Genomic DNA, 13,147 nt, shown 5'->3' with positions numbered 1-13,147 from the left:
AGTATGTACGAAAAGCTCAGCGCAATTCCGATTCCAATGTTGAGTCCTATTCCTCCGCGCCTTTTCTTTGATGAAAGCGACACTCCTATCAAAGTGAGAATGAACGCTGAGAAAGGCATGGCAAAACGCGTATGCTTTTCTATGAGCGCATATTTCACCATCTGGTCCCCCCTGAGTTTCTGCATGTCTATCAATTCATTCAATTCGCGGAAATTCAGCTGCTCCACTATGTTCTGGCTCCTGTAGAAATCCTCAACCGTGATTACTATGCTTGTATCCATGGACTCACCCACCTCAACTTTCTGCCAGTCACCAACGAACTTCCTCAAATGATAGTGCTTGAGATTCCAGCACTGTTTGAGCGAATCCCACTGAGCCTGGTCAGCGGAAAGTTTTGAAACTATTCTGTTGTCCTCAATGCTTTCCAGAGTGAAATCATAAGCCGTATTGTAAGTTGGATTGAACGATTCAGCGTACATGAACACACCGGGCTTTATCTGATAGTGCATGTTTCTTCCGAACTCCTTGTATTTGTCCTTCACATATTTCTTCTCGAAAGCCAGACGGCTCTTATTTGCAGGCGGAATCACCCAGAGGTTCAACGTAAGTGAGAATATGGCAATGATTGCCGCCGATATGAAATACGGATACATCAGTCTCTTGAACGAAATGCCACCAGCCAGGATGGCCACTATCTCACTGTTGCCCGCAAGCTTGGAGGTGAAGAAAATCACAGTGATGAACACGAACAGCGAACTGAACATGTTCGAGAAATACGGCACGAAATTGCAGTAGTAATTGATTACCAGATTCAGTGGAGCATTGCTGTCAACGAAATGATCTATCTTCTCACTTATATCAAAGATTATGACAATACCTATTATCAGAAGCAGAGCAACAAAGAAAGTGCTCAGGAACTTCTTGATTATGTATTTGTCTATCAGGGTTATCCTGAAATTGAAATCCTTTAGTGCCATAATCAGATCTTGGTTTCCAGTTTCTTTACCGCAGCATCCTTCCAGGAAGCGAAGTCACCCGCCTTTATATGCTTCCTTGCCTCTTTCACCAGCGACAGGTAGAAAGCCAGATTATGCTCTGAAGCTATCTGCGCAGCCAGCATCTCCCCGGAAATGAACAGATGCCTCAGGTAAGCCTTTGAATAGGTGGTATCCACGAATGAATTCCCCACCCGGTCGATAGGACTGTAATCATCGGCCCATTTCCTGTTCCTTATGTTTATCATGCCGTCCCATGTGAACAGCATTCCGTTGCGTCCGTTTCTGGTAGGCATCACGCAGTCGAACATGTCAACTCCACGGGCGATTCCCTCCAGTATGTTGGCAGGTGTCCCTACGCCCATGAGGTATCTGGGTTTCTCACATGGCAGGAACGGTTCAACCACCTCCAGCATTTCGTACATCTTCTCGGTAGGCTCGCCAACTGCCAGACCGCCGATGGCATAGCCGTCCATATCCATGGCTACGGCATGCTCTGCGGCCATACGCCTCAGGTCAGGATATACACAGCCCTGGACAATAGGGAAATAATATTGTCTGTATCCGTACAACGGCTCCGTTTCCTTGAAACGCGCCACTCCCCTCTCCAGCCATCGCTGAGTGAGTTTGAGAGACTTGAGTGCGTACTTGTAGTCTGCGGTGCCTGGGGTGCATTCGTCGAGCGCCATTATGATATCGGCTCCTATCATCCTCTGGGTGTCTACATTGTTCTCAGGGGTGAAAAGATGCTTGGAACCGTCGATGTGTGAGCGGAAAGTACAGCCTTCCTCCGTAAGTTTCCTGTTCTCTGTGAGGGAGAAAACCTGGAATCCGCCGCTGTCGGTAAGTATGGGGCCGTCCCAGGATATGAACCTGTGCAGGCCGCCTGCCCTGTTAAGTATGTCAAGGCCCGGTCTGAGATAGAGGTGATAGGTGTTGCCGAGGATTATCTGAGCCTTGATATCGCTCTTCAAATCCCTGTGATAGACACCCTTCACGCTTCCAACAGTGCCAACTGGCATGAAGATAGGCGTCTCCACCACACCGTGATCGGTATAGAGCAGACCTGTCCTTGCCCTGCTTCCACTGTCGTTGTCCAATACCTCGAATCTCATAACCGCCTTGCTACCTGTTGTTTTACTATCTTGAATATCTATTTCAAATACTTGTTCCTGAAACTAAAGTCCTCCCCTCTTGCCGTTCCATTACTGCTGCCGCAATAATCCTACAAATTTTTTACCAAAATCTATTCAGGCATAAATCAATTTTGCGGCATTATGCACTATAACCTGCAAAATTAATAAAAAAATGGAGGCAAACTTACGTTCACCTCCATTTTTGAATTTCTTTATTGCCTAAAACTCTCCGCGGGCAAGTTTCTCGCGGCAGGCGCGAAGCATATCGTCAACCATTTCGTTGATGCCCCATTTAGGATTCCAGCCCCACTCCTCGCGAGCGCAGGAATCATCCATGATATCCGGCCATGAGTTGGAAATCTGGTCCTTCACAGGATCAACGTTGAACGATGCGCTGAATTCAGGAATGCGTTTCTTAATCTGCTCGAACAACTGGTCCGGTGTGAAGCTCATTGAAGTAATGTTGAAGCTGTTCCTGTGCTTGAGTTTTGAAGGATCGGCTTCCATGAGGGTTGTAACAGCCTCCAGTGCATCAGGCATGTAAAGCATGTCCATATATCTGTCATGAGGAACCTCGCAAACATATTTGCCGGTCTTTACCGCATGGTAGAAAACCTCAACTGCATAGTCGGTTGTGCCGCCGCCTGGCATTGCACCGTTTGAAATTATACCCGGGAACCTCACGCTTCTGGTATCCACTCCGAATCTTGTGAAATAATAATCGCTGAGAAGCTCGCCTGTTACCTTGCACACACCATAAATGGTGTTAGGTCTCATTACAGTGTCCTGAGGGGTTTTGTAATGAGGTGTGCTGTTGCCGAAAGCGCCGATTGAGCTTGGCGTGAACACGCTGCATCCGAATTCCTTGGCAATGTCAAGGGAATTCACGAGCGCTGTCATGTTTATGTGCCAGGCAAGCTGCGGATTCTTCTCTCCTGTGGCGCTCAGAAGGGCAACGAGGTTGAACAGAGCATCAATATTATATTTCTTGACTGTTTCGGCATATGCCTGCGCATCGAGAGCGTCAAGTTTCATGGCCGTAACACCCATGTTCTCAAGTTTTGCAACCATCTCAGGTTTGAGATCGGCGGCAATCACATTGTCCGCTCCATAACATTTCTGAAGATGAGGCACCAGTTCAGTTCCAATCTGGCCGCCGGCACCAACAACAAGTATTCTTTTCATTTACGAATTTTCTTTTACAATCTTTACACAAAGATACTACCAAAATTTGAAAAACGATAAAAACTTGCGTCTTTGTCTTTCCGTTTGAAACTTGCCGGCATTGAAATGCAGCTTTTCTGCATATTCCATGCGAAGAACAGCTGTTCCTCTCCCACTCGGGGTGCAAAAAGACCGCTTTTGCACCCGGAACAGACAGCTGAGGGCAGCAGATGGCAATGTGGTCACGGAATTGCAAATGCGGTTGCTAATGTGTACTTTTGACAAACATTCGCTAGGCAAGGAACTATGCAGACACAGTTGACAGATGAATTGATAGCCCTAATCAACGACATGGCCGCAGGCTCGGGCTTTGCGGACTGGGGAGTAGCCAGCCTGTGCGATGCAGTGGATGAAGAGGCGCGGCAGCATTATCTGAGGCGCATGCACGAACAGGGATTTGCGCAGATGAGCTATCTGGAGCGTAATCTGGAACTCAGGTTCAATCCGCAGGAACTTGTCCCGGGTGCAAGAAGCATAATTGTGTTTCTGGTTCCGTTCGGAAGCAATGAGCGCATTGGCAATCCGGCCCCGATTTCAGCATTGCTGAGCAAGCCGCCTCAAGATACCGGCAATACAGCAGTACCAACAAAAGTCCTTCCACAAATTTGTGCCTCCCAATTCGCCTTGGGCCAGGATTATCATAAAGTGATAAAGAACAAGCTGTGGAACATCATGGCTGAAATCAAGAAACTGGAACCGGGGTTCGAAGGCAGAGCTTTCGTGGACTCAGCCCCGGTGCTGGAACGGTATTGGGCGGTCAGGGCAGGTCTTGGTTTCATTGGTAAAAACAATTTCCTGATTTCGCCAAAGGCAGGAATACGCAATTTTCTGGGCTGCATAATCTGCAATCTTGATTTTCCCTGCAAAAATATTCGAATCTCAGAATCTGCAAACACTTGTGGCAGCTGCCGCAAATGCATCGATGCCTGCCCGAGCGGAGCCCTGAGCGCTCCTTTCACCATCGAGGTGGAAAAATGCATATCTTACAGGACGATAGAGGCGCCATATGCCCCGGACACCAGAAGAAGACTCATTTCAGGCGAATTGAAAGAACCCGGTTTGGCACAAACTCAGAGACCCACCAGCATCTTCGGCTGCGACCGCTGCATGGACGCCTGCCCATGGAACCGCTTCAACCTCCCCGGCTGGAGCGAATTCGAACCACAGGCCCTCCCTGTTCCCATAAGCCATTTCCACCGGCGATAGTCTGGAAAAACCATTTTCACAACAAAATCTTAACTATGGAATTCTTCACGAAAATTGACATTGCACCATTCCCACAGAAGATTGATCTGAACGGCAGAATCATGCTCATAGGTTCCTGCTTCAGCACGTCAATTGGGACAATGCTTCAGAGCTACGGTTTCAATACATGCATAAACCCTTTTGGTGTACTGTTCAATCCTGCTTCAATTGCCAATGCCTGCGAAAGGCTGGCCAGGCCACAAGCTTTTGAAGCAACGGAGGTAATTGACATATCACAAAACCGCACAACCAACTCCAGACTTACCGATAAAAAATCAGAGGATATTGAAGACAACAACAATCCAAACCTTTATTGCCTTCACAAAGAACCCAACACAACAATCAGTGCACAGCCATCAAGGTTCTGCAGTTTCTCGCACCATTCGTCGTTTGCAAGAAGTTCGGCACAGGAGTTTCTGGAAAACGCAAACAGCGAATTGGAACGTGCCGCTGAATTCTTCAAACAGGCCGATACGCTGATTGTCACTCTGGGAACTGCATACGTTTTCCGCCATATTGCCAGAAATATGATTGTTTCCAACTGCCACAAGATAGTGCCGCAGGAATTCAGCAGGGAACTTCTCAGCATTGAACAGAGCGTGGAATGTCTTGGGCGCATAATGAAGGCCACCGAAGGCAAGCATGTGATTTTCACCGTAAGTCCGGTCCGCCATCTGGCAGACGGAGCCCACGGCAACCAGTTGAGCAAGAGCACGCTGCTGCACGCAATAAACGCAAAAGTTCATGAACCATCGCCGGTGGAAAATAAGATTGATTACTTTCCTGCCTTTGAAATAATGATGGATGAGCTGAGAGATTACAGGTTCTATGCCGAGGATATGGTTCACCCGTCAGAAGTGGCGGTGAAATACATCTTCGAGCGTTTCACTGAAGTTGCCATAGAGGAACCATGCAAGCCACAGATGATTGCAGCTCACAAGAAATGGCTGTTTCAGCAGCACAATTCATCCCGGTAATCAGTTATTTCCGTGACAGATACTGTCTGAAGAGTTTGAAGAATTGAGGACTGAGGGCGGCCAGAGCTATCATGTTAGGTATTACAATGAAACCCACCGCAATGTCGGCAATGTCCCATACCTGCTCGACTTCCAGGGTAACGGCAAGGATTGGCAGAATGAAGAACAGGTATTTTATCCATCTGAGCGCTTTCCTGCCAAAGAGATATTCAACGCAGGTACGGAACTCAACGAAGAAACCAATATAGCTTGAATATGTGAAAAGGAATACGGCCACGCTCAGGACAATGATTCCCATACGGCCCCAGACGAGTTCGAAACCGTCGAAGGTGAGCGCTACGCCAGTATTTCCATTGCACCAGACTCCTGAGCAGATAACTGAAAGGGCAGTAAGCGTGCAGATAACTATTGTAACGAACACTTCGAATATTCCGTACATTCCCTGATGTGCCGGATGGTCGGTTCTGGCGGTTGCGTGTACGGTGGCGGCAGTACCCATTCCTGCTTCATTGGAGAATATTCCACGTGACGCGCCCCTGGCCATAGCGAGTGCAATGGTTGAGCCTGCGAATCCTCCTATAGCAGGAGCCGGTGCGAATGAATATCTGAATATCATTGCAAACGCCTCAGGCACCTTGTCAATGTTGCATATCACAACGCCAATGCAGGCTATGATATATATCAATATCATCGGAGGCACAAGCTTCTCACAAAAACCGCCGATTTTCCGGATGCCGCCTGCCTGGACAAGAAAATAACTTGTTACCACCACAATCAACCCTATCAGCAACATTGGTATTTCAAAACCGGTATTGCCTGAAAGTCCTCTTATTGCCATTTCAGCAGATTCTCCGAAAGACCCGAGCATTGTGCTTATGCCCTTGCCGTAAACGTTGTTCATACAGGAAGCCAGAGTGTTCACCTGAACAAAACATGCGTCGGCACATACCTCAACAAAGAGTGCAAATGCATATATGGAGGCAAGAACAAGACCGGCTTTACCAAGGCCCTGCTTCATATAATGCATGGGGCCACCGAAAAACTCCCCTTGTTCGTCCTGCTTCCTGAATGCTACGGACAGCGTAACTTCGGCCATTTTGGTAGCCATCCCTACAATTGCAATAATCCACATCCAGAATACAGATCCAGGCCCTCCGATTGCAATGGCCGCCGCCACACCGGCGATATTGCCTGAGCCCACTGTACCGGCGAGAACGGTTGAAATGGTCTGGAAAGGAGTAAGCTCGCCTTTTCCGGCAGAGTCCGCCTTGCTTTTTCTACAGAAGATCTCGCCTACGGTTTTTCTCCACCACTTGCCAATGCCGATAATCTGAAACAAACCTGTACCTATTGTAAGGTACAGGCCGACTCCTACCATCAGCAGCATCAAAGGAGCCCCCCAGAGAAATTCCGTAAGTTCACAGATTCTGTTCCACATTGTTAACATTCTTCTTTAGAAGCTTGGATAAAGTCCGTCCCAGACTATCCTACGGTAATTTTCACGGTCGGTGTCGCCTTCCGTGGAGATGCACAGAACGCGTGAATTGCTGTCAAGGCCTATCTGTTCGCGCATCCAGCCAAGTTCCTTGTTCTGCATAAGTTCGGCAACCAATCCCGTGGTACAGGCCCCGCTTTCGCCGGAAATTACGCGGGAATCACTGCCAAGCGGATTACCAAGGATACGCATGCCTTTGGCTGCAACGGTGTCGGGTACAGAAACAAAGTTATCTGCATAGTCCCGCAGGATTTCCCAGCCTATTGAACACGGCTCTCCGCAGCACAGACCGGCCATTATGGAGTCCATATTCCCTTTTACGAAATGCAGCTTGCCGTCCGCAGCCTTGGCGGTACGGTAAATGCAATCCGCTTTATTTGGTTCCACTACTGTGATGGACGGTTTCTCATTTCCCTTGTACAAGTCCGAGAAGAAAGCTGTCATTGCTCCGCTCATGGCTCCTACACCAGCCTGCAGAAATATGTGGGTAGGGATTTCGCCATTGAGTTGCTCCGCCATTTCGTACCCCATTGTTGTATATCCTTCCATAATCCAATGCGGAACATCCTCATATCCGTCCCAGGCCGTATCCTGGACAAGTACCCAGCCATTCTTCTCAACTCCTTCATTTGCCAGACGTACTGCATCATCGTAATTGAGGTCTGTAATGGACGCATCCGCTCCAAGAGCCTTGATGTTGTTCAGACGCTCCATAGCCGAGCCTTGTGGCATATATACCACACATTTCTGTTTCAATCTGTTGGCCGTCCATGCTACACCTCGTCCGTGGTTGCCGTCGGTAGCAGTAACGAATGTAACATTTCCAAGTTTGCTGCGGATTTCATTGCTTGTCATCCTTTCGAAGCTGAGTTCGCCTATATCCATCCCAAGCTTCCGGGAGATATATGTACCTATTGCGTAACTTCCGCCGAGCACCTTGAATGCATTAAGGCCGAATCTGAAGCTTTCATCCTTTATGTGAAAGCTCTTTATCCCCAAAGCCTTGGAGAGCGACTCCAGATTCACTAGCGGTGTAGGCCTGTATTCAGGGAAGCTTCTATGAAAAGCATTGACTTTCCTTGAATTCTCATACCCGAAGCCTGCCGGTGAAACTAGTTCACTGTCTGGACGACGCACGTAGTGAACTGACTTGAACAATTTATCCATTAACTTTTGTCCGTATTATTTTACAAAACCACAAATACTCCTGTATCACCTTCTCACTCCGGTTCGGCAAGCCGTATCTTTGAAACAAGAAGAGGATTCATATCCGGATGTGCCTTGAGAAAATCCTCTACGACTTCCGTTGCCCTGGTATCATGCTGATACCTCAGCAAAGTCCTGCACCATGACGCCGGGAAGAAAATATCCGTATTCCTTTGTATATTTTCAAGCGCCTCAAGCGCAGGCAGTATATAATCCAACGCCTCATATCTGCGCCTATGATGGCAGAGCAAGGACATGGCTTTCAGCACACGGGATTCCGGACGCAGATATGCTGGATCGGAAAGGATGTAATCGAACAGTTCCCGTCTTGCAGCACTGTCCGGCGAAGCGGCACGGCAGACGAAATCGTATGTGGCCAGACGGTCTGCATTCGTAATCCTGACCCTTTGCTGCGAAGCTATCACCGCAGCGGAATCCGGGTACGCCAGCTGAAGCGAATATGACAGCTCCGTATAATCATTCTCACTCAGCGATAGTCCTGCAAAAGGCTTCTTATCGCGCCAGATAGCATACAACTCATCCCATTGCTGAGTATTTCGCGCCGAGTTCATATACTCACGGAATGCCAGCAGGCGTAACTCGTGGTCCAGAGAGGCGGTTCCGGCCAGGCTCCCGAGTTTATCCGAAAAAGCGGCACGAGTGACTTCGCATCTGAGGTTCTCCGAGGCTCCGTATGAAACGAGCGATGAGAAAATGAGAGGATTGCGTTCGGTATCAAGACACCTGGCGCACCAGTCCACAAACGAGTACCTGTCAAGCACATTGCGCACAGAATTCTCATAAAGGGTCATAAGAAGCGACATCCGCGCTGTTTCATCAAAACCGCTCCACTTTTCCATGATAAAGGCCATGCTGGAGGAATCAGGCCGGAACCAGCCATATCCTTTACCGTCAACGTTCGGAATCCAATACTTTCCTTCCGTCATCTCACATTTTATATCCTGCTCCCAAACCCGTCCCTTTCCACGAGGGTCCTTCTGGAGTATGTTTCCTGTACTATCGCAAGTGTATAATGGCATGTCAGGCTCCTTCACCCACACATCGGACCAGGCCCGCAGGTCCTCATCCGTAAAAGTGTCAAATATCTCAACCAAGGCGTCCCAGGTGGCGTTTGAATAAGCGAATTTCTTCAGATAAACCCGCAGGGCTTCCCTGAAATTGTCCTCACCCAGCTTGCGCGCCAGCATGTCCATGACTATAGGAGCCTTGTCATAAATGATGTTGCTGTAAATGAGCCCCGCATTGTTCAGATTGTCCAAAGGTCTGGAAATGGCGCCGCTGCCAGAAGTGCGGTCCTCCGAATAGGCACTGGCGTAAAGTGACTTGAGATCGGACAGGGTGTGGTTCACCTGAGGGAATGCCGGGCGGACAATCCGGTAAGCGAACCAATTGGCGAACACCTCCTTGGTCCATACATCGTTGAACCATTTCATTGTAACGTAGTCTCCGAACCACATGTGGGCGGTTTCGTGGGCTATGAGGGAAGCGCGTTCAAGTATTTCGTCTGTAGTAGGCTGTGGTCCAAGGAAAATGCGTTTGTCGTTGTAAAGCGTGGCTCCCGTATGCTCCATACCGCCGTACTGGAAATCAGGCAGGACTATGAAATCATATTTGGCGAACGGATAGGCGGTTCCCGTGTATTCCTCCATATAGTCCAGAGCATCGAACACCAGCGTGAATATGGCATCGGTCTGCTCCAGTTTGCTTTCATCATTCTCCCTATGGTACATAGATATAGTCCTGCCGTTCCTGGAAGCGCTCAGTTTCTTGAACTCTCCGGCCACAAACGAGAACAGATATGTGCTCAAAGGCTCTGTAGGAGAAAATTCAAATTTTCTGGAAGCGTTAGCAGTCAAGAGGCTGTCGCATGCCACATTGGTATTGGAAACGGCCTTCCATTCTTCAGGAACATTCAAGGTCAGTTTGAAACAGGCCTTCATATCCGGCTGGTCAAAGCACGGGAAAAGAGTCCTCGCACGGTCCGGGACAAGCAGTGTGTACATGAAACTCTCCCGCCTGTTAAGCGACTGCTCTCCTGCAATGAATTCAATCAGCACGGCATTCGTTCCCTTCTTTACGAACTTGCGGGGAATGATTATGTGTTCATTCAATATTTCAGCCTTGCATTCATTGCCGTTTGCCTCCACGGAAATAAGATTGCTCGGATCCACCTTGAAATCCAGCACCACATCCTTTTTCTCCGATGCCTCGAAATACAAGGCTTCAATTGCATTGATACCGCTGTCCGAGCACAAATCAAAGGAAAGTTCATACTGGACCTTTGAGATGAACGCCGCTCGCTCAACGGCAAGTTTTTCAGAAACGCCCTCTTCGGGAATTTCGTTCGAACCGGCCGAACAAGCTGAACCAGCATTCATGGCAAACAGAGCGGCAAAAGCCCACAGACACAGCAGAAATCGTTTCATGGTATCAGGAAATTACGGAAATCCAGCATAATGCTACTGAAAAAGATAGACCTTGTCTCCGCGGCGGACCTTCATTGCGTCCGGCACGGCAATGCTGCACACATCACCCTTGGAAACGCTTTCCGCGGCCCGCAAGTCAACACGGATTTCCGGAACCTTCATTTCCACGACACCTGTTGAAGAACCAATGATGAGTATGTTGTCAGCTGTTTTCATTTCGCCGCTCTCCATAGTCACTTCCGCAACCCCGAGTTTGGAGAAGAAATTGGTGATCTTGCCCACATAAACCTTCTTCACCTGCGACTTGTTTCCATACACCTCGCTCCATTCACCCAGTTTCGCACCCTGATAGTATCCGTCCCAGAATCCCCTGTTGAAAACCATTGAAAGCCTGCCCTTGAGCGAAGCTGCCAGTTCAGGCGTGAAAGTACCCTCCTGAACGTGCTTTGCCGCGGTTGAATATGCCTCGGACACTATACGCACATACTCCGCACTCCTGGCCCTGCCCTCAATCTTGAAGACTGAAACACCGGCATCAATCATCTTGTCCATGAACTCCACGGTGCACAGGTCCTTGGGCGACATTATCCATTTGTTGTCTATCTCAAGTTTGTTGCCGGTCTCCAGGTCAGTGACTTCGTAGCCCCTGCGGCACAGCTGGAAGCAGGCTCCCCTGTTGGCCGATGCATTATAATGATGGAGGCTCAGGTAGCACTTTCCTGAAACAGCCATGCACAGGGCCCCGTGGCAGAACATCTCCAGCTTCACCAGCTCCCCCTTCGGGCCTCTTATATTTTCCACAGCGATAGCCTTGCTTATCTCTTTAACCTGTGTGAGGGTGAGCTCCCTTGCAAGCACCACCACATCTGCGAACTGGGCGTAGAACTTCAAAGCTTCAACGTTTGAAACGTTGAGCTGCGTGGAAATATGCACCTCCATACCTATTGAACGCGCATAAAGTATTGCCGCCATATCAGAAGCAATCACCGCAGTCACACCCGCTTTCTTTGCCTCGTCAAGAGCATGACGCATAGGTTCCAGATCAGGACCGTAGAGCACTATGTTGAGCGTAAGATAAGTTTTTACTCCGTGTTCACTGCAAATCTCCACAATCCTGGACAGGTCCTCAGGCTGGAAATTGTTTGCGGAATGCGAACGCATGTTCAGATTCCCTATACCGAAATACACGGACTTTGCACCGCCTTGGATCGCCGCCATAAGGCACTCGAAATTCCCCGCAGGGGCCATTATCTCTATTTCTCTGTTCATGGACATCATTTCATTTGACGCAAAATTAAGGTTTACCTACTAGAATTCCTCACGATACCGCTAAATTCAGTCCTGGAAGGCCGGATTCATCTCAGATGACGTTTGAAGAACGCAATGATTTCAGACGGAGTGTCAAGCCGGTCCAGGGCCCATCCATGCACGCCACCTTTCACCTCATACAGAAGCACCTCAACATCCGTTTCAGGATTGATGAACTCGTGCAGAAGAATTGAGCCCGGCAATTCCTTCACCTTCTCCTCCCTGCAGGCAGCTTTGTCAGCAAAACGCCTGACTGCCTCAGGAACGGACAGATAAGCACCCCATCCGCCTGTATTCTCCGGATCGCCTCCCCACATTGAAACAGTATCAGAGGTACCATGAACCTCCATAAGTGATACGGCCTTGTTTATGGTAAGGGAGTCCTTCATCCATTGCATTGTAAGTCCTGCAATTGGAGCAAACGCCGCAAAGAAATCAGGCTTCTGATGGGCAAGAAGATAACTCATCTCCCCTCCGTTGGACATTCCCGTGACAAAAATATCATTCCTGTTCAGGCTGTGCTCCCCTGCAAGCGATGAAGCAAGTTCGCACAGGAAATCAACATCATCCATTTCCCATCCCTGCTGGAAAGGATAGCCCACATTCCACGAAGGCTCACCTTCAGGGTCCTTCGCGCCCTGAGGCACACAGATAGCAAATCCGTTGTCCAAAGCGGTCTGAACCATTCTGGGACAATAATCCGTAGCGGACCCGCCGTAACCATGCAGAAGCAGAATCAACGGCCTCTGACCTATCATGGTATCTGGTTCATAATAATAGTAACTGCGCTCCACCCCATTGTAAAGGTATGTAAGCGCACCATCCTGCGCAAAGGATGCAGTGAATGCGAAGATGCTCAGCACCAACGCCAGAGATATAATTCCAGTAAAACGTTTCATATCCCAAATTTACAATTTTTATTATATTTGTGTCATAGTTCATTTCATCGCTGGATTTTCCGGAATGCAATTTGCTCATACCCTGCTGTGGGGGAACCCGGATTTGCCGAATGCTCCGGGCAGCGCCGGAGACAAGGCTGACTTTCGTTCGTTATGCGAGAACGGGGGTCCGGAAAATCGGGACGCAGTCCGGCGGTGATTATGATTGAGAGGGT

At 48.8% G+C, this 13,147-nt stretch carries 10 protein-coding genes; 2 read left to right on the top strand and 8 right to left on the bottom strand.

Annotated elements, in window-relative coordinates:
* From AC06L3_RS08830 to AC06L3_RS08820, 3 genes are all read right to left on the bottom strand, one after another.
* The coding region (locus AC06L3_RS08830) for an LptF/LptG family permease (protein ID WP_475670254.1) at positions 1-977 on the bottom strand (977 nt) is incomplete at its 3' end.
* Between the two features lie 2 nt (positions 978-979).
* On the bottom strand, positions 980-2,110 hold the full coding sequence (gene tgt, locus AC06L3_RS08825) for a tRNA guanosine(34) transglycosylase Tgt (protein ID WP_475670253.1): 1,131 nt from the start codon (positions 2,108-2,110) through the stop codon (positions 980-982).
* A gap of 240 nt (positions 2,111-2,350) precedes the next feature.
* The gene (locus AC06L3_RS08820) at positions 2,351-3,316 is read right to left on the bottom strand and encodes an NAD-dependent epimerase/dehydratase family protein (protein ID WP_475670252.1); all 966 of its coding nucleotides are present in this window, start codon (positions 3,314-3,316) and stop codon (positions 2,351-2,353) included.
* 285 nt (positions 3,317-3,601) lie between these two features.
* On the opposite strand from AC06L3_RS08820, the gene AC06L3_RS08815 reads away from it, so the two are divergent.
* Together AC06L3_RS08815 and AC06L3_RS08810 are read left to right on the top strand one after the other, a co-directional pair.
* Positions 3,602-4,561, top strand: coding sequence for an epoxyqueuosine reductase (locus AC06L3_RS08815; RefSeq protein WP_475670251.1), 960 nt, complete (start codon positions 3,602-3,604; stop codon positions 4,559-4,561).
* A 35-nt stretch (positions 4,562-4,596) separates the two neighbouring features.
* Positions 4,597-5,577, top strand: a complete 981-nt coding sequence (locus AC06L3_RS08810) for a GSCFA domain-containing protein (RefSeq protein ID WP_475670250.1) — start codon at positions 4,597-4,599, stop codon at positions 5,575-5,577.
* Positions 5,578-5,581: 4 nt separating this feature from the next.
* Here AC06L3_RS08810 and AC06L3_RS08805 read toward each other — a convergent pair whose 3' ends face one another.
* From AC06L3_RS08805 to AC06L3_RS08785, 5 genes are all read right to left on the bottom strand, one after another.
* A complete protein-coding gene (locus AC06L3_RS08805) occupies positions 5,582-7,024 on the bottom strand; it encodes an alanine/glycine:cation symporter family protein (RefSeq protein WP_475670249.1) in 1,443 nt (480 codons plus the stop codon).
* 6 nt (positions 7,025-7,030) lie between these two features.
* On the bottom strand, positions 7,031-8,239 hold the full coding sequence (gene dpaL / locus AC06L3_RS08800) for a diaminopropionate ammonia-lyase (protein ID WP_475670248.1): 1,209 nt from the start codon (positions 8,237-8,239) through the stop codon (positions 7,031-7,033).
* 53 nt (positions 8,240-8,292) lie between these two features.
* A complete protein-coding gene (locus tag AC06L3_RS08795; protein WP_475670247.1) occupies positions 8,293-10,725 on the bottom strand; it encodes a M1 family metallopeptidase in 2,433 nt (810 codons plus the stop codon).
* Positions 10,726-10,758: 33 nt separating this feature from the next.
* A complete protein-coding gene (locus AC06L3_RS08790; RefSeq protein ID WP_475670246.1) occupies positions 10,759-12,003 on the bottom strand; it encodes a U32 family peptidase in 1,245 nt (414 codons plus the stop codon).
* A 77-nt stretch (positions 12,004-12,080) separates the two neighbouring features.
* Positions 12,081-12,932 (bottom strand): CE1 family esterase, encoded by an 852-nt coding sequence (locus AC06L3_RS08785; protein ID WP_475670245.1) that lies wholly within the window; start codon positions 12,930-12,932, stop codon positions 12,081-12,083.
* Positions 12,933-13,147: the final 215 nt, after the last annotated feature.

The sequence above is a fragment of the Candidatus Egerieousia sp. genome, assembly GCF_056211015.1.
Note: the sequence above shows the minus strand (reverse complement) of the source record. Positions and strands in the feature narration are given on the sequence as shown.

Excerpts from the sequence above, each read along its gene's own strand:
- tgt (WP_475670253.1), bottom strand. The coding sequence starts at position 2,110 with ATGAGATTCGAGGTATTGGACAACGACAGTGGAAGCAGGGCAAGGACA.
- AC06L3_RS08820 (WP_475670252.1), bottom strand. The coding sequence starts at position 3,316 with ATGAAAAGAATACTTGTTGTTGGTGCCGGCGGCCAGATTGGAACTGAA.
- AC06L3_RS08815 (WP_475670251.1), top strand. The coding sequence starts at position 3,602 with ATGCAGACACAGTTGACAGATGAATTGATAGCCCTAATCAACGACATG.
- AC06L3_RS08810 (WP_475670250.1), top strand. The coding sequence starts at position 4,597 with ATGGAATTCTTCACGAAAATTGACATTGCACCATTCCCACAGAAGATT.
- AC06L3_RS08805 (WP_475670249.1), bottom strand. The coding sequence starts at position 7,024 with ATGTTAACAATGTGGAACAGAATCTGTGAACTTACGGAATTTCTCTGG.
- dpaL (WP_475670248.1), bottom strand. The coding sequence starts at position 8,239 with ATGGATAAATTGTTCAAGTCAGTTCACTACGTGCGTCGTCCAGACAGT.
- AC06L3_RS08795 (WP_475670247.1), bottom strand. The coding sequence starts at position 10,725 with ATGAAACGATTTCTGCTGTGTCTGTGGGCTTTTGCCGCTCTGTTTGCC.
- AC06L3_RS08790 (WP_475670246.1), bottom strand. The coding sequence starts at position 12,003 with ATGATGTCCATGAACAGAGAAATAGAGATAATGGCCCCTGCGGGGAAT.
- AC06L3_RS08785 (WP_475670245.1), bottom strand. The coding sequence starts at position 12,932 with ATGAAACGTTTTACTGGAATTATATCTCTGGCGTTGGTGCTGAGCATC.